Source organism: Providencia sp. PROV048 (assembly GCF_033688165.1).
Classification (GTDB): Bacteria; Pseudomonadota; Gammaproteobacteria; order Enterobacterales; family Enterobacteriaceae; genus Providencia; species Providencia hangzhouensis.
On sequence record NZ_CP096360.1, the window covers coordinates 1088011 to 1104586 of the forward strand.

Annotated in this window: 16 protein-coding genes; 8 read left to right on the forward strand and 8 right to left on the reverse strand. The window is 37.8% G+C overall.

What is annotated here, in order from left to right; translation table 11 throughout:
* The first annotated feature begins 66 nt into the window (after window positions 1-66).
* Both M1F26_RS04660 and M1F26_RS04665 read left to right on the forward strand, forming a co-directional pair.
* Window positions 67-831: an aminoglycoside adenylyltransferase domain-containing protein gene (locus tag M1F26_RS04660; RefSeq protein ID WP_140171301.1), complete on the forward strand. Its 765-nt coding sequence runs from the start codon at window positions 67-69 to the stop codon at window positions 829-831.
* A gap of 128 nt (window positions 832-959) precedes the next feature.
* The gene (locus tag M1F26_RS04665; protein WP_136133959.1) at window positions 960-1364 is read left to right on the forward strand and encodes a RidA family protein; all 405 of its coding nucleotides are present in this window, start codon (window positions 960-962) and stop codon (window positions 1362-1364) included.
* A 58-nt stretch (window positions 1365-1422) separates the two neighbouring features.
* Here M1F26_RS04665 and M1F26_RS04670 read toward each other — a convergent pair whose 3' ends face one another.
* Window positions 1423-2766, reverse strand: coding sequence for an NCS2 family permease (locus M1F26_RS04670; RefSeq protein ID WP_140171299.1), 1344 nt, complete (start codon window positions 2764-2766; stop codon window positions 1423-1425).
* A 41-nt stretch (window positions 2767-2807) separates the two neighbouring features.
* Window positions 2808-4583, reverse strand: coding sequence for an adenine deaminase (locus M1F26_RS04675; protein ID WP_140171297.1), 1776 nt, complete (start codon window positions 4581-4583; stop codon window positions 2808-2810).
* A gap of 143 nt (window positions 4584-4726) precedes the next feature.
* Here M1F26_RS04675 and M1F26_RS04680 point away from each other — a divergent pair, with 143 nt between their 5' ends.
* The 3 genes from M1F26_RS04680 to M1F26_RS04690 all read left to right on the forward strand — a co-directional run bounded on the left by M1F26_RS04680 (window position 4727) and on the right by M1F26_RS04690 (window position 7629).
* Entirely contained in the window at window positions 4727-5653 is a 927-nt protein-coding gene (locus M1F26_RS04680) for a LysR family transcriptional regulator (protein WP_136133961.1), read from the forward strand.
* Window positions 5654-5817: 164 nt separating this feature from the next.
* Window positions 5818-6714: a hypothetical protein gene (locus M1F26_RS04685; RefSeq protein WP_140171294.1), complete on the forward strand. Its 897-nt coding sequence runs from the start codon at window positions 5818-5820 to the stop codon at window positions 6712-6714.
* A gap of 180 nt (window positions 6715-6894) precedes the next feature.
* A complete protein-coding gene (locus M1F26_RS04690; protein ID WP_140171292.1) occupies window positions 6895-7629 on the forward strand; it encodes a vWA domain-containing protein in 735 nt (244 codons plus the stop codon).
* A gap of 87 nt (window positions 7630-7716) precedes the next feature.
* Here the strand turns inward: M1F26_RS04690 and efeB are convergent, their stop codons facing one another.
* The 5 genes from efeB to M1F26_RS04715 all read right to left on the reverse strand — a co-directional run bounded on the left by efeB (window position 7717) and on the right by M1F26_RS04715 (window position 11731).
* The gene (gene efeB / locus M1F26_RS04695; protein WP_200129263.1) at window positions 7717-8991 is read right to left on the reverse strand and encodes an iron uptake transporter deferrochelatase/peroxidase subunit; all 1275 of its coding nucleotides are present in this window, start codon (window positions 8989-8991) and stop codon (window positions 7717-7719) included.
* An 11-nt stretch (window positions 8992-9002) separates the two neighbouring features.
* Window positions 9003-9905: an EfeM/EfeO family lipoprotein gene (locus M1F26_RS04700; protein ID WP_136133965.1), complete on the reverse strand. Its 903-nt coding sequence runs from the start codon at window positions 9903-9905 to the stop codon at window positions 9003-9005.
* A complete protein-coding gene (locus M1F26_RS04705; protein WP_140171288.1) occupies window positions 9898-10731 on the reverse strand; it encodes an FTR1 family iron permease in 834 nt (277 codons plus the stop codon). Before M1F26_RS04705 ends, M1F26_RS04700 begins: the two co-directional genes overlap by 8 nt.
* An 11-nt stretch (window positions 10732-10742) precedes the next feature.
* A complete protein-coding gene (locus M1F26_RS04710) occupies window positions 10743-11078 on the reverse strand; it encodes a cupredoxin domain-containing protein (protein WP_004260622.1) in 336 nt (111 codons plus the stop codon).
* A gap of 95 nt (window positions 11079-11173) precedes the next feature.
* Window positions 11174-11731, reverse strand: a complete 558-nt coding sequence (locus M1F26_RS04715) for an iron transporter (RefSeq protein ID WP_094960937.1) — start codon at window positions 11729-11731, stop codon at window positions 11174-11176.
* Window positions 11732-12012: 281 nt separating this feature from the next.
* On the opposite strand from M1F26_RS04715, the gene M1F26_RS04720 reads away from it, so the two are divergent.
* From M1F26_RS04720 to M1F26_RS04730, 3 genes are all read left to right on the forward strand, one after another.
* Complete coding sequence (locus M1F26_RS04720) at window positions 12013-12942, forward strand: PEP phosphonomutase (protein WP_096863319.1); 930 nt, start codon at window positions 12013-12015, stop codon at window positions 12940-12942.
* A 193-nt stretch (window positions 12943-13135) separates the two neighbouring features.
* Window positions 13136-14470: a 30S ribosomal protein S12 methylthiotransferase RimO gene (gene rimO, locus M1F26_RS04725; protein ID WP_112307185.1), complete on the forward strand. Its 1335-nt coding sequence runs from the start codon at window positions 13136-13138 to the stop codon at window positions 14468-14470.
* Between the two features lie 215 nt (window positions 14471-14685).
* Window positions 14686-15327, forward strand: coding sequence for a helix-turn-helix domain-containing protein (locus M1F26_RS04730; protein ID WP_318837654.1), 642 nt, complete (start codon window positions 14686-14688; stop codon window positions 15325-15327).
* Window positions 15328-15929: 602 nt separating this feature from the next.
* Here M1F26_RS04730 and M1F26_RS04735 read toward each other — a convergent pair.
* Complete coding sequence (locus M1F26_RS04735) at window positions 15930-16559, reverse strand: response regulator transcription factor (RefSeq protein WP_140171284.1); 630 nt, start codon at window positions 16557-16559, stop codon at window positions 15930-15932.
* Window positions 16560-16576: the final 17 nt, after the last annotated feature.

A 16576-nucleotide genomic window follows, 5' to 3' on the forward strand; every position in this document is an offset into this window, starting at 1 on the left:
ATTAAAGTTATTATTTTAATTACTATTTATAATAGTATTAGTATCATTAAATATGATAGGAGCGATATGATGGTGACTCCCCCCCAAGCAGAACAAGCATTGGTTATTCTGCGAAAACATTTTTCTGATTCATTAATTGCAGTTTATCTACACGGTTCCTCTGTTTCTAGTGGGTTACGGCCAATGAGTGATATTGATTTACTTGTGGTGATTGATATCCCCGTGACTGATATTTGCCGTGAACAACTTGTACGAGATTTAATGGATATTTCTGGCTTATATCCGATTGATCCAAAAGGCCGGCGACCACTGGAAATTGTTGTATTCTTAACAAGTGAATTAAACATGCTTTCTTATCCTGCAAAATGTGAATTAATTTATGGAGAGTGGTTACGTACAGAGTACGAGCAAGGGGTATTTGAAGGACAAACTCAAGACCCTGAATTCACACTAATGTTAGCCCAAGCGTCACAAGAAGCAGTAAGTTTATGGCACAAGGAAATATACGGCTTACCTATTGTTGGCCTGCACGATATTCGCCGAGCTATGTTAGATTCACTCCCTAATTTAGAGTTATCTCTAAAAGGTGATGAGCGTAATGTTTTACTGACATTAGCACGCATGTGGTACACCATGGAAACGGGACTATTTATATCAAAGGATGAGGCTGCCATTTGGGCAATAGAACTCATGCCAGTGGAATTGGCCTCGGTGCTACTGGTAGCGAAAAAGGCCTATTTAACTGGTGTTTCTGTTGATTGGGAAAATCAACAGGTGGAAGTCACCTTGTGTGCGAACTATTTAGCTGAGCGTATTCGTGTTTATTCTTAGATGCACATAAGCCAGTGTGTCTTTTGATGCTTTTTTAATACAAATTAAATAACGTTTGCCTGATATTTAATGAATTGAAAAGTGAAAGTCTTATACTGTCTTACTGTTTTATTAACGATGGAACAAAAATGACTAAAAAATCGATAAATCCAGCGTCTGTCTTTAATTCTTTGCAGTATGGCTTTAGCCAAGCCGTAGAAACAACGGGAACCCGACAATTATTTTTATCGGGTCAGGTTGGTGTGAATGCTGCGGAAGAAACTGTTGCTGGGGGAATTTACGAACAAACCGTGCAATCATTAATTAATATTGAACATGTATTGCATGAGGCCGGTGGCGATTTATCTCATGTGGCTATGCTACGTATTTATATCAAAGAGGGCTTTAACAGCCATAAGGAACAAGCTGATATTGCGCGAGCATTAAAAGAAAAATTTCCAAATATGTCACCTGCATCTTCTTGGGTTATTGTTTCAGGGCTTTCCTTGCCAGAATGGCTAATAGAAATAGAAGCTCATGCAGTTTTGAACTAAATTTATTAGAATAGAAAAGCCGACAGTGGAAGTGTCGGCTTTTCTGGCACTCGTGGTATTAGTGTTTTACTAATGTTGAGAAATAATAAATAAGAGGTACTGCAAGGATCCACAAGCTTATTGGAATTTCTCTCCATTTGCCTGCAACCGCTTTGATTAAAATATAAAATAACAGCCCACCTGCAATACCAGTACCAAAACTATTAGCGATTAACGTAATCATCACCATCATTAATACTGGTAAGCCATCAGTAAAATTGCCTAAGTCCACTTTTCGTAAGCCACTAAACATATTTAGTCCAATTAAAATTAGAGCTGGAGCTGTGGCTTGGGCTGGGATCATTAATGCGATAGGCGTAAATAACAGCATTAATAAAAACATAAAGGCAGCAGCAAGGGCGGTCATACCTGTTTTACCCCCAGCTTCTGCGGCAGCGGAGGACTCAATGAGTGCGGTTGCCGCTGGAATACCTACCCACGGGCCTAATGCAGCAGCAATTGAGTCAACGATAAAGGGGCGGTTAATATTTGGCATATTACCTTCTTTATCTAATAAGCCAGCCTCTCCGCCAACGGCTAAAGTTGTTCCCATGGTTGAGAAAAACTCAGCAGCAAAAAAGACAAATAAGAAAGGTAGGAAAGCGATATTTAATGCGCCAATTAAGTCTACATGTCCTAGTACAGGTGCCACAGAATGTGGAATACCAATAAAGCTTTCAGGCAATTTTGTGACGCCAAAAGGAATGCCTAAGAGAGTTGCCAATAAAATTGCCCATAAAATTCCGCCTGGTATTTTGCGAGCTTGTAGTGCAATCGCAACGAAAAAGCCTGCGAGTGCAACTAATGCGCCAGGAGAAAGGAAATCCCCAAGCATTAGTGCATTTGTTTTTGGGTTAGCAAGTACTAATCCTGCATTTCGAAAACCTAAAACGGCCACGAACAGACCAATTGATGCAGTTAATCCGAGTTTAATTGATTGAGGAACAGAGCGTGTAACAACCTCACGCAAGCCAAATTTAGTTAATAGGAAAAATAAAATTCCAGACCAACAAGCAATGCCGAGCCCTATTTGCCAGTCAATGCCTTCACTACCTGCGAGAGTAATACCGACAAGAACAGAGCCTCCGATACCGGGGCCAACAATAAATGGTAAATTCGCATAGAATGCCATTAATAAACTGGCAATGACGAAGACAATAATTGTTCCAGTGGTTGCTGCACCTTTATCCATTCCTCCTGCGGCAAGTAAACCGGGGATCACGACTAGCAGGTAAGCTGCAGCTAAAAAACCAGTAACTCCGGCTAAACACTCTGTTTTCACTGAACTCCCACGTTCACGTAAAGCAAAGCGTTTTTCCAGCCAACTCCCTGATGTTGGCGTATTTATTGAACTGTCAGCCATTAATAGGCTCTCCTATCATTATTTTTGATATTTTTAATTTTCTAAGCGTGCTTAACCGTATGGATAACAGCGTCAACGATTTGGCGTGTTGTTCCGTCAGTTAATCCTAAATCGGTTAAATGTGGCCCTGCATTGCAGGCAAGACAAGTTCCCTCAATGGCTTTAAATACGCGATAAGGTGGTTCCCAATCTGCAATTTCACTGCTTAATTCACGTAATTGACGAAACTGAGCGGCTAATTCAGGCGCGGGTAAATCAGATAACATCCCCGCTATTGGCATCGCAACATGGGCTAAAATTTGGCCATTTTGCACTAACGCCATACCTCCACCACTCTCGATTAATAAATTAGCAGCGATAGCCATATCATCGGGGTCACGTCCAAGAACAACGAGGTTATGTGAATCGTGTGAATAGCTTGTCGCAATGGCTCCGCGTAGTTCGCCCCATCCCTCAAGTAAGGCTATTTGTGGTAAAGCATCGTGACGGCCGTGACGGTGTTGAACTCGAATAAGACTGAAATTATTTGGAAGCTGTACCACGCTATTGTTGATTTGTACGTCAACTTCTCCCCATTGGGTAAAGCGTGCCCCACGAATATGACGTAAACGCGCACTACCATTATTGATTCCAGCAATTTTTAGTGTGCAATCATTTGGGGTAATTGGTGAAAGTCGCATAGTATCGCGTGGAGGTAAAATATCATTAGGTACATTTAATACATTGATAAGCTGATTATTTTCAGCTATTTTTCGCCCAGATACATACACAGCTTTCGCTTTCAAAGTTTCCAATGAATCGAAAATGACTAAATTTGCCTTTCTACCCGCAGCAATCAGGCCAAGATCATGGCGTTGCAAGCGCATTGCAGCATTAAATGTAGCAAAGCGTAGTACGTCCGTTGCCGGCATTCCATGCTCAATTAAAAGGTTAAGTAGCGCAATAATGCCACCTTTTTCAATTAACATATCGGGCGGAACATCATCCGTACATACTGTAATTTGCGATGATAAATGTGGTAAGGATTTTAATGCGGCAACAATATCGGGAAGAAGGTAAGGATGAGAGCCACGAATTTGTAATGTAAGGCCCGCACGCAGTTTTTCAAGGGCATCTTCAGCCGAGGTTAATTCGTGATCAGATGTGACTCCGGCAGCCAGATAAGCTTGGAGATCAGCCCCATTTAAGCCTCTTGCATGGCCTTCTATAAGTTTACCTGATGTAATTCCTGCATTTAGAATTTCTTCCATTCTATCACTGCCATGGAGCACGCCAAACATATCCATAACTTCAGCCACACCGCGGACTTCCGGCCAACTCAGCATGGTTGACATCTCATCCCCAGCAAAGTCTGCACCAGACATTTCTAGGCCAGGTGTTGATGGTACTGATGAAGGGGCTGCAACCATAATATCTAGCGGCAAATTTCGGCTAGAATCAATGGCATAACGTACACCTTCTAGGCCTAGTACATTGGCGAGTTCATGGGGGTCCCAAAATACAGCTGTTGTTCCTTGAGCTAGAACTATCTCAGCATAGCGAACAGGAGGCAAGTGTGAGCTTTCTAAATGGACGTGAGTGTCTATTAAGCCGGGTGAAATGAAATAGCCTGATAAATCATGGATTTCATTTGCATCAGTACGGGTTCCAGTAGGGTGAACGCTAGCAATTAGGTTGCCGGTGATCCCGATATCTGCAAGGCGAACTTCACCTGTGACCATATCGACAATATTGGCATTAGCGAGTAAAAGGTCAAAAGGCTTTTCACCTTTAGCGGATTGAATGATATGACGCCTGTTTTGTTCTGTTATGCTCATAAATACCATTCCTTCAATTTAATGACTGTTACTTTATGAGCAACGCAAACGTTTGCCAAGATGATAAAATTTATCATGCGATAAGAAATGGTTATAATGAACAGATATATTGGCTAACCCAATAAAAATAAAAGTACATTATTATGATAGAACCTTGGCAGAGACTGCCAGCACTTACGCTCAAACAACTACAGTATTTTGTGACATTAGCAAAACTGCGTCATTTTACCGAGACAGCAAATCGTCTAGCGGTGAGCCAACCTGCTTTGAGTAGTGCTTTGCGGCAAATAGAAACGGTTATTGGAGGAAAGCTAATTAATCGCACCGCTTCATCCGTAACATTAACGGAGCTAGGCGCTGCAATTTTGCCACATGCACAGCAAATACTGAGTGTTTCTCACCGTGCATTTAGTGAAATTCAAAAAATAATCGTGGAAGGTGGGGATGGAACATTGCGTATTGGGCTAGTTCCTTCCGTAAGTTCTTTGTTATTTCCTGCTGTACCTGAATTATTAACTCAATATTTTCCGAGGCTTAATATTGAGTTTTATGACCAAACGAATGACGCTTTGATTGATAAACTTATCAATCATGAAATTGATTTTGGCATTGGTGTGTTAGATAGCTCAGTGCCTCAAAATTTAAATATCTTTCCCTTGCAGGATGACCCTTTTGTTGCTGTTATTCATCATGATGATACCGTGTCTGCCAATGAATTTCACTTGCCGTGGAAATTGCTAAATAATCGTGATATTGCCGTATTTTCGAAAGGTAATATTCAACGTTTAGTTGCTGCTACGGTGGAAAGTCACCGACTAAAATTAAATATTCGCTATCAAGTGGATTACATTGAAACGCTATATGGCTTAGTTCGTTCAAAATTAGCGATTGCTATTTTACCACTGCTTTATACTGTACATTTACGAGACCCGGAATTGAAAGTTTTGCAATTACAACAACCGGAGTTAACGCGCACAGTCGCTTTAATTCGTAATAGCGAGCAAGCGACGCCACTAATGGACGAGGTTTTTCAGGTATTGTTAAAAGTATTGCGTGATAACAACGTATGAGATTTATCAACTAAGGCAGATTACTACCGCATTTATCGTAAAGTTATTTTATTTGAATAACTGAATAATGGTTTCAATATCGATAATAATATCTTAAAGAGCGTTACAGATAGCGCTCACTTTTTAGTTAATAAATTGATTTTAAAAAGCTTTGGAACAACTTTATGAATACTATACTAAAATATAGCTGTTTTATCGCCGCGGCTATATTACTTTCCGCTTGTGATGATATGGAGCTTTTAAGTGGTAAAGGTAAATTTTATTATAGTAATCCAAGCGCAAACACGATTAGGTTTAAGCTAGATGGTAAAGATTATGATGTTTTACCAGAAGATAAAGGTGTTGTTTTACTTTCTAGCGGGTTACACCAGTTAGAAAGCGATGAGGGTAACGTGACAGATTTTTTTGTCTTTGAAAATAACTCTGGCGGTATTATTAACCCAAATCATTTTGTTTATTACACATTGTCTGAAGTTTATGCCGTTGATGGCAAAGAAGAGAGGTTTAAACCTGCGAGTTACCCCATTACGATTAATGGGCACGAGCTTGAACTGCCAGTTCGCAGTTCTAATGCAACGCTTATTGATGGAAATATATTTAGGTGTAGCTACCCGGTTGGTGAAAATTTTCCAGATTCAATCACACTTTATGATGATAAGTTAGATGGAAATATTAAATCCAAGTGCTTTGATAAACATGAATTAATTGCCTATTTAGATAATGAATACGGACAAAATTTATTACCGGATCCTGCTAATCATGAAGCTGCGGATTCTATCAATGTGGTATTTATGTATGGAGTCCCAACTGTTACTTTTGATAATGAGAATGTACAGGTAAAGGCCGAAAAATTAATTCAGTTAGTTACACGGTTAAAAAATACCGATGATGTGAATATTCATAAAGAATTAAATCAAGAATTTCATCAGGCTATCACAGAATTAGTCCAGGAGCAGGTTCGAAGTGCTTCATCAAATTCTGTTGCTGAAAATATAAAGTATAATCATTTTATTCAAGAAATTAATGTAGTAAGAGAAAATGGTATTTGGTTAAAAGAGTAATCATTTAAGTAGATTTACTCTTTACAAGCTTACTCAAAAAACTATTTTCGAGTAATAATTTTTTGAAATTAATTAAGATAATGCTTATTAAGTATACAGAGTAATCTTATTTGAAATAGTTGGCGAAAAAGCGAGATTGGGATAGTTATATTTTTATTAATCTCACCAAGGAACTCGGCGATGAATTTACCCATACAATCTGTTTTCACCGTCATATCAGCTATATTTTTGTTTTTATTTTCTTCTGTCGCTAGCAGTACAACTATTATTGATACCAAAAAAGAACCCGATGTTTTAGATTTAGTATTCATTCTTGATAAAAGTGGCTCTATGTCAGGTTTCGAGACTGATACAATTGGTGGATATAATAGTGTATTAACTGAAAATAAAGGAAAAAAAGCAAAAACCTACATTACAACTATTTTATTTAATGACAAAACAAGTTTACTTCATAATAGAGAACCCATTGCAAAAGTTTCTAATCTAACACTTGATGATTATCCTGTTGGTGGCTATACCGCATTGTTAGACGCAATAGGAGAAGGCATTGAAAAAATGCAAGAAAATAGAAATGTTACTAAAAATAATAATGTCCTTTTTGTAATAATTACAGATGGGCAAGAAAATAGTAGCCGTAAATATTCCCAGGCGAAAATTAAAGCTATGATTAAGTCAGCTGAAACAGAAGATAAATGGGATTTTATTTTCTTAGGAGCCAATATTGATGCCATTTCTGAAGCGGAAAATATTGGGATTAAAAGTTCAAATGCCACTGGTTATGTGCAAGATGGGACAGGTTACGATAAAGCTTATCGTGCTGTAAATAAAGCGGTGGAAGCTAAACAAATGTCTGCACCAATATCAGAGGACTGGAAACAGGAAGTCGAAGCGGATGTGAAGGAACGTAAAAAATAATAATGTGTTCAATTAAAAAGAGATGATATCGCTTCGAATAAAGCCCTTACGGCAAATGTAATAAGGGCTTTCATTTTATAAATATAATTAGCTAGTTTGTTTTAAGGCTGTAAACATTTTTTCAGCAAGTGTGTCTTGTGCCGATTGGACTCCAGGTAATACAAAATAGTACCCTCCACCAAAAGGCTTGATATAACGTTCAAGTGGTTCACCATTGAGCCGTTTTTGAGTGTCAATAAAGCCTGTCTTTAAATTTTGTTGAAAAGAGACAAAAACTAAGCCCATATCGAGAGTTCCTGTTTCGGTTAACCCCAGTGAATAGCTATAACTTCTTCGCCTTAGTTTTGCGGTATAACGTTCAGGGTTACGAGGCTCTGCACGGCGCATATGGGAATCAAATAAAATACGGTCACCATGAGGATCTTTTTCAAACTCAGGATCATCATGCTCATTTTTCATGCCGATTGGTGCTCCTGAGTCTTTATGTCGGCCAAAATCATTTTCTTGATCTTCTAATGGTGTTCTATCCCAAAACTCTAAATTAAAACGAATGAGACGTACTGCTTGGTATGTCCCTCCGTCGCACCAAGACGGTTCTTGGCTGCCTTTTGTTATCCATATTAATTCGTTCATTAACGAATTGTCATCGGCAGGCGCATTTCCTGTTCCATCCTTAAAACCAAAAAGGTTGATAGGCGTTGAGTGGTTATCAATATCTCTTGCAGGTAAGAAACCATCTATTTTCCAGAGAGGAAAACTGTATGGCGAAATATGACGTAGGATATCACGTAATGCATAGATAACGCTTTCTTGGCTATTCGCACATATTTGCAGAAGAAGATCACCACCACACCATTTTTGTTCTAGTCGATCGTTAGGAAAACTGGTCATTTCACTAAGATGTTTAGGCTTAATTTTATTTAAGCCGAACCGGTTATCAAAAAGAGAATTTCCTAAAGCAACGGTGATAGTTAGTGAGTCGGGTTGTTGTTGTGTCCCAAGAATACCTGATTCTGCCGGAGGCATCTTATCGTTATTGATTGACGGCTCTATTTGGGGTTGAGTTAAGTGAGCAATACGCTGAGTCAGTAAAGTAAAAACAGTTTGTAATTGTTCGACAGAATTCGCTGTAGTATTAAATGCAATAAAAGTGGCATTTTTGGGTTCAGGTGTTAAAACACCGGCTTGGTGTAGCCCAAGATAATTGATTGCTTTGTTATAGGTGAGCTGGCAATTAGCAATTTTCCCTTGCGCTTTTAATGTTGGAGCAGCTAAAACTGCGCTACTAACTGCGAGTATTTTTAGGGCATTACGCCGAGACATTCCGTTGGTTTGCAATATACTGCTTAGTTTAGCTTGCATAAATATATGCCTTAATATTTATAGTAAACATCGACATCAAGCTCAGCACGTAATTTGGCTAAGGTTTCAGCTTGCTGAGTGAGTAATGAATAAAGCGCCATTTTGTCTTTTAATTGTAATTGGCTATAGGGTTGATATGTGGTATTTGACAGTTGATATGGCTGCATTATTTGGTTAATCAGCTGTTCATTTTGCTGTATTTTATCCAGTGTTTCTGGCTTGATAAAAGGTTTAAGAACCCCAACTATTTTTTTTGCTCCCTCTAAATTAGCGGCAATATCAGTTAAATCAGACAAACTGTAGATATTTTCTTTACCACCCAATTTTGTTTCTAAGATCATTTCAATAAAATCAGCCGAGGCTTGCACAAGCTTGGGTATTTCGATGGTTTCAGTTGCTACTCGTTTATGCAAATCACGCCCTTTGAGTAATAGCTCTTGGTTTGCCGCTAACGCAAGTTTGGCATCCTTTTGCATAAATAGCTGGTACTCAACAAGATGAAACCCCGTAAAGCGGTAATCTGTTTCTTTATCGAGGAAATAATCGGCTCTTGGGTTAATTGTCCTATCCGTATTACCAAACAAAATAATAATCGGGCGCACTGTTTCATAGTACTGGTGAGCTTGAATATATGCTGTTTGAGCTTGTTGCAGCTTCCCTTGCTGTAAATTCTGTTGCAACAATTCCAATTGTGTGACCATTTCTGCCAATTGATTAGTGGCAAAGGTTAAATAGGTTTGGATTGCATGTTGATATTTTTCTGGAGTGGGTATATCACCTTTAGCAATAATGATGTTGTCCCCTGTTTGCACAGGGGATCTTAGTGCTTTACTTTGAACCAAAGTAGGAATGGCAACACTGAGTATTAAGCTAAAAGACATCCATTTGATATTCCGCCTCAGTGAACTAGACATTTTTTTTGCTCCGAGCAAACAATGGGATCACAATAGCCCAATAAAGGACAAAGGTAATGACGCTGAGCCAAATCGGTTGTGAACGGTAGGCAAAGAAAGAAGAGATAAAATTGCCAGCAATACCAGAATCATCGAGAAATGCAGTTGTATCCCAAGCGGGGTAAATTAAAAACTCAGGGATAGCGAAATCATATTCAATCAATAAGTTAGCACTTTCTTCTACACCTTTAAGTAAGAGAGATAATGCGAGGAATAATAAAATAACCCCAGTAACTTTAAAGAAGATAGACCACGAAATTAAGCGATTTGTTAGTAGGAAAACATAAAGTGTAAGACCTGCAATCGCAATTCCACCACCGACCTCGATAAAGAAAGTCGAGGCATTAGATGTGGTTAGCGACATAATAAAGCTAGATAGGAAGACGACGATTTCACTCCCTTCGCGGGCAATGGCAATAGCAATAATCAATGCGGCTCCCCACCAGTTATGGTGGGCGGCATTACGGCTTATTCCTGACTCAATTTCGGATTTCATTGAACTTCCATGTTTGTTCATCCAATACACCATTTGGACAATCAGGACACAGGCGAGTAACTCCATAAAAATCATAAATAGTGATTGCCCAGTGTTATTGAGGATATTGAATACACCATAAATGAGAAGAGCCAATAAGATTGAGGTTATAACCCCGATAGCGACACCAGCCCAAAGGTATTTCATACCATTATGTGCGTCAGGGTGACGTTTAATCCACGCATAAATAATGCCAATGACAAGTAGCGCTTCAAAGCTTTCACGCCAAACAACAAACAGAACTTGTCCCATGCTAAATCCTTTTATTTCGCAATGATCTCGCCTTTGGGGTGAGAAAGGTGGAAGTCATCAAAAAAAGTGTACGTACCAGGTTTCAGTGGTGCGATTACCACTACTGAGCTTGCACCCGGCGCTAAAACTTTTTCTTTTCTTAATTGAATGCTTTCAAACTCTGCGGGTTCAGTACCTGTGTTGGTAATTTTAATGCGGATAATCGTTTTTGCAGGAACTTCAAGAACTCGCGGGATGAGATCACCATTTTTCATTTCTAATTCGACAGTATATTTTTCTGCAGCAAATGAAGATAAGGGAACTATTGTACAAGTGATAACCAGTAAAAAACTCAGTAATGTTTTCATTTTGGCTTGGTTTATCCTTTAATAACAACAAACAAAAAAGGGCTTACGCAAGATAACTCCCTTGGTTAAGCCCTTATCTAATTTTAATAAAAAAATTAGTAACTACCTTTACGGCCAACACCTGCGTAGTCAAAGTCCCAAGAGACTTCGAAAGGTTGGAACCAAGGGGCTACACCTGTTTCTTTATCAATATGGCGCCCAAAGGCAACTTCTTTATTGTGTGATGGCGGGTAAATTTTATAGGTGACGCGGTATTTACCATTGCCATCTAATTTAATGTTTTCCCCATAATGAGGGCCATCACTCGCCACCATAGGCATAAATGTGCCTGTTTGAGTTTGTGGTTTATCACCGAGTTTAGTCACTGAATACTCAATGGTCAGGTAAGGGATCCAATCGCCTTCTGCAAAGCCATTTGGGTTATCTTCAACAGCGTGAATATCTGCTTCTAAGTGGACATCTGCTTTATCTGCAGCTAAGTGAGACATCGCATGATGGCCTTCTTCGGTATCCATTGTAATGGGCTGTAAATAAACACCTTGGATTTCCATTCCGTTTTTGATCACAGGGTGACCGAGAGGGTACTCTTGAGCTAATGCTGAGATTGAAAACAACGCGAGACCTGAAACAGCAGCTTTATAGGCGAGTTTCATTATTTTTGTCCTTACCATAAGTGATATAGAGTGGTAATGATAATCATTACTATTAATAAAAAACAAGTGATAATTTCTGATAAGTTGACAACGCGTTGCTGAGAATGATTATTTTTATATAAAAATCTATGTGTTAGAAAAAGTTATTATTCTTCAAAAAATAACTTGCTAATAGTGTGCTCTATTAGGCAGTTTATTATTATCTACGTGATATATTTTGAATGTAGATATTCATGACAAATGAGTTTTTCATCAATTTTGTTGAAACTAAAGGTATAGCCATGCAACGACGTTATCTTGATTGTTCAGCTTCAGAAATCGCAAAATTCAATAAAAAGAATCTATTAGAATCAATTAAAGCCAGTGAAGGGCGAATATTGGTTTCTGAAACCATTGGTACAATTCAGCCTGTATTAATGACCGTAACGAATGCTGAATTAGCTGCAAGCCAAGGTGCCGATATCCTGTTGCTGAATGTTTTTGATGTTAATCAACCGACTATGCAAGGCCTGCCCGAAGGGATTGAACCCGAAGAAATCATTCGAACGCTTAAGCGTTTAACGGGGAGAGCAATAGGCGTTAATTTAGAGCCCGTACCTGAGGGATTTAATAATCCAACACAGGATGCGCAGTGGAAAATGTCAGAGGGGCGGTTAGCAACAGTAAAAAATGCCATTAAGTTAAAAGAAATGGGTGCTGACATTATTGTTTTAACGGGAAACCCTGGAAATGGAGTCACTAATCAGGAAATTAACCAGAGCCTTAAAGAGCTTAAAGCTGTTGTTGGCGAAGATATTGTGCTTATTACAGGGAAAATGCACGCGGCAGGGGTTTTGAATGCCTCGGCTGAGCAACTCATAACAGAAGATGATATTCGTACCTTTATTAACAGTGGTGCAGATATCATTTTGCTTCCGGCTCCAGGAACGGTCCCCGGGATCTCGTTAGAGTTTGTGCAAAAAATGGTGGGTTATTGCCATTCCCAAGGTGTGATGACAATGACAGCGATTGGGACTTCTCAAGAAGGCGCAGATTTACAAACTATTCGGCAAATAGCATTAATGTGTAAAATGGCCGGGACAGATTTACATCATATTGGTGATTCAGGGTATAACGGAATTGCATTACCTGAGAATATTTTAAATTATAGTATTGTGATCCGAGGGGTTAGGCACACTTACTCTCGTATCGCTCGTTCAATTAATCGCTGATTGGCATTTTTAGGTGGTTTTTACAAAATGATTTGTGAAAATCACCGACTAAAAGCAAGATTTGTTTCTATCTATTCTAGATTTAAATTCATATTATTTTCGATAAAAATTTATACAATTCCCTCAATTCTTCAGGTAAAATTTCGCCCATTTTTCTAAAACAATATTTATAACACAATAAAAGAAGTGAGTTATGTCGCAAAATACTAATCCGGTACCAAAAATTGGTTTCGTTTCTCTCGGCTGCCCGAAAAACCTAGTTGATTCAGAACGCATTTTAACTGAATTACGCACTGATGGTTATCAAGTGGTTCCAAGCTATGATAATGCTGACTTAGTCATTGTGAATACTTGTGGATTTATCGACAGTGCAGTGCAGGAATCATTAGAAGCGATTGGGGAAGCACTGAATGAAAATGGTAAAGTGATTGTGACAGGATGCCTTGGTGCGAAAGAAAACCAAATTCGTGAAGTACATCCAAAAGTTTTAGAAATCACTGGCCCACATAGCTATGAGCAGGTACTTAATCATGTTCACCACTATGTTCCGAAGCCTGAACATGACCCTTTCTTGAGTTTAGTCCCTGAACAAGGGGTAAAATTGACACCAAAGCATTATGCGTATTTAAAAATTTCCGAAGGGTGTAATCATCGTTGTACTTTCTGCATTATTCCTTCAATGCGAGGGGACTTAGATAGCCGTCCAATCGGGGATGTGTTAAATGAAGCTAAGCGTCTGGTCGCTTCAGGAGTCAAAGAGTTACTGGTTATTTCCCAAGATACTTCTGCATATGGTGTTGATGTTAAAAATAAAACGGGTTTTTGGGATGGTCAGCCTGTAAAAACTAGCATGGTGGGGTTATGCGAACAACTTGCTTCAATGGGCGTATGGGTGCGTTTACATTATGTTTACCCTTATCCACATGTTGATGATGTTATCCCGTTGATGGCAGAAGGTAAAATTTTACCTTACTTAGATATTCCACTACAGCATGCAAGTCCGAAAATTTTAAAATTAATGAAACGCCCCGGTGCCGTTGAAAGAACACTTGAGCGGATTAAACGTTGGCGTGAAATTTGCCCTGAACTCACCTTACGTTCAACATTTATTGTTGGATTTCCCGGTGAGACAGAAGAAGATTTCCAAATGCTATTAGATTTCTTATTGGAAGCTAAGTTGGACCGAGTCGGCTGCTTTAAATATAGCCCTGTCGAGGGAGCGAAAGCGAATGAACTAGCTGATCAAGTTCCTGAGGAAATAAAAGAAGATCGTTATCATCGTTTTATGCAAGTACAACAGCAAATTTCTACACAGCGATTACAAGATAAAATTGGTAAAGAAATTTTAGTCATTATTGATGAAGTTGATGATGAAGGTGCTATTGGGCGTAGTATGGCTGATGCACCAGAAATTGATGGTATGGTTTATCTCAATGGTGAATTTGAGGTTAGCGTTGGGGATATAGTGAAAGTATTAGTTGAGCATGCAGATGAATATGATCTGTGGGGAAATATTGTTACTGCTTAATTTAATAAAAGCGCTCTAGAAGTGTATATGGCTAACTTAGATAGATTCAGTTAGCCATTTTCTTTTTTACTACATTGATTTACTACTTTTAATTATGAAAAATTGATGCGGATCAATGGTTGTAAACCTATCAATTAATAACTTGATCTAGAATATAATAATTAAATGGCAAATTGACATAATCAGATAACTCTTATCGAAGAATAAGGATAACTATGTCAACTCATTTAATATTTCCAACTACAACACCTGTAAAAGAAAGTATTTATAATTCAGATAATTATGAATATATCGTAGAGCTTGCTCATACAACCATTGAGAGCGGATTAGCCTCGTTACATGATAATAATATTCGCAGTTCTCTACTGAGCACTGATGGGAAAATGCTTTGGCTCAGTCATGAGCTTGATGGTAACTTTGAGATAGCAAATTTACTATCTGATAATTTAACTTATGGGGCTCAGCTTAGGTTGAATGCAGAGCCAATTGAATTACATGGAATTTTTTATTACTTAGCACCAGTGTATTCACATACTGGTGAGCCTGTACTCGTTGTTGTTTTATCTTCAACTAAGAATAGTTGCAATATTTTGTTTGCACTTACGCAATCCTTAGCAAGGGAAGTGAGTGAAAAATTGAAATTTCGCTATTACGAACAAGGTGTTTTTAAGGTAGATAAGGACGAACAACGGTTCGCTAACTTAGATATTCATTCAGTTGAGAAAGCTTTGATTATTGAAGTTGCACAAGCTTGCAAAGGTAAAATTCAAAAAATGCATAAAGTCCTTGATATGGGACGGACAACATTATGGCGCAAGCTAAAGCAGTACGAAATTAACATTAAGGACTACAAATAGCTCTTCTATATGCTCTGAATGGTAAAAAATAGCGCTTTCGCGTGTTTTTTGAACAGCTACAAAGCATAAAAACAGCGAAGCGCGAAATATTTACCAACATTTTGAACGACAGCCGATAGATAAATAAAGCGTAATCTATCTACTTGTATCGTTACTTGATGTATCGAGAAAAGAAAATGAAAACGATGCTTATTATACTTGGATACGGTAAAGAGGTATGTCGTTTGTAGCCTTATTTTTTTAGTTTTATGAGAGAGAAAGTTTGTTGATAAAGGTTATTGTTTTACTAAAAAAGTAGTGAGATATGGGGAGGGTAAATAATACTTTAATAACTAAAAAAAATGTAATTTTATTTTGTGATTATTAGTGGTTATTATTACCATCTGAATTATTAATTTACTTAGGTTTTTAATCCATAACAGAGTGGTGTTGTTTTTATCACTTATAAAAATAAGTTATTATTTCAAAATTAACAGAATATTAATCTATATTTATCTAAATTATAGTACCTTTAGGTATTTTTCATATAGTTAATTTCTGATGGCTTAGAATCAAGCCATCAGAAATAATAACGCTATAAGAAGGTAAACATAGCATATAGATTAAATATATCTAGGATAGGTATTAATATATTCGTATTCTTGAATAAGTTGTGGTAGTGATTTTATTCCTAATTTTGTATAAATATTAGAGCGATGTACCTCTACAGTTCTTGGTGATAATGACAGTTTTTCTGCGGTTTCTTTACTGGTATTACCTTCTAATATCATATCCATAATTTCTCTTTCTCTAACCGAAAGACGATTAAATTTATCAGAGAGATGAGTATATTTTTTATGCTTCTCATGCATACTTAAAAATAATTCCATTGCGTTGCTAATGGAATTTGATATTTCGATGTCCTTGAAAGGAAAGGGAAAAAAATCAAAGGCTCCAGCTTTAAAGCTTTCTCGACATAGACTGATAGAAGGCTCTTCGGCAAGCACAATGAATGGAACAATACCAAATGAATTATTTATATTGTTTAATCGATTAATACGATTTTCATCATTGTTTAAGAATAATAAAATACATTCCTTTACATTACCCTCATTAGGATAAGTATAATTACTCATAAACACTTCTTCGTTATTATAAAATCTAAAGATAGAACCAAAAGATTCCATCATTAATTTCAGTTTATTCTTAAAGACATTATCACTTTCTACGATTACGTGAATGGTGTTATTCATCACCATACTCCTGTTGA

Excerpts from the sequence above, each read along its gene's own strand:
- M1F26_RS04660 (WP_140171301.1), top strand. The coding sequence starts at position 67 with ATGATGGTGACTCCCCCCCAAGCAGAACAAGCATTGGTTATTCTGCGA.
- M1F26_RS04665 (WP_136133959.1), top strand. The coding sequence starts at position 960 with ATGACTAAAAAATCGATAAATCCAGCGTCTGTCTTTAATTCTTTGCAG.
- M1F26_RS04670 (WP_140171299.1), bottom strand. The coding sequence starts at position 2,766 with ATGGCTGACAGTTCAATAAATACGCCAACATCAGGGAGTTGGCTGGAA.
- M1F26_RS04675 (WP_140171297.1), bottom strand. The coding sequence starts at position 4,583 with ATGAGCATAACAGAACAAAACAGGCGTCATATCATTCAATCCGCTAAA.
- M1F26_RS04680 (WP_136133961.1), top strand. The coding sequence starts at position 4,727 with ATGATAGAACCTTGGCAGAGACTGCCAGCACTTACGCTCAAACAACTA.
- M1F26_RS04685 (WP_140171294.1), top strand. The coding sequence starts at position 5,818 with ATGAATACTATACTAAAATATAGCTGTTTTATCGCCGCGGCTATATTA.
- M1F26_RS04690 (WP_140171292.1), top strand. The coding sequence starts at position 6,895 with ATGAATTTACCCATACAATCTGTTTTCACCGTCATATCAGCTATATTT.
- efeB (WP_200129263.1), bottom strand. The coding sequence starts at position 8,991 with ATGCAAGCTAAACTAAGCAGTATATTGCAAACCAACGGAATGTCTCGG.
- M1F26_RS04700 (WP_136133965.1), bottom strand. The coding sequence starts at position 9,905 with ATGTCTAGTTCACTGAGGCGGAATATCAAATGGATGTCTTTTAGCTTA.
- M1F26_RS04705 (WP_140171288.1), bottom strand. The coding sequence starts at position 10,731 with ATGGGACAAGTTCTGTTTGTTGTTTGGCGTGAAAGCTTTGAAGCGCTA.
- M1F26_RS04710 (WP_004260622.1), bottom strand. The coding sequence starts at position 11,078 with ATGAAAACATTACTGAGTTTTTTACTGGTTATCACTTGTACAATAGTT.
- M1F26_RS04715 (WP_094960937.1), bottom strand. The coding sequence starts at position 11,731 with ATGAAACTCGCCTATAAAGCTGCTGTTTCAGGTCTCGCGTTGTTTTCA.
- M1F26_RS04720 (WP_096863319.1), top strand. The coding sequence starts at position 12,013 with ATGCAACGACGTTATCTTGATTGTTCAGCTTCAGAAATCGCAAAATTC.
- rimO (WP_112307185.1), top strand. The coding sequence starts at position 13,136 with ATGTCGCAAAATACTAATCCGGTACCAAAAATTGGTTTCGTTTCTCTC.
- M1F26_RS04730 (WP_318837654.1), top strand. The coding sequence starts at position 14,686 with ATGTCAACTCATTTAATATTTCCAACTACAACACCTGTAAAAGAAAGT.
- M1F26_RS04735 (WP_140171284.1), bottom strand. The coding sequence starts at position 16,559 with ATGAATAACACCATTCACGTAATCGTAGAAAGTGATAATGTCTTTAAG.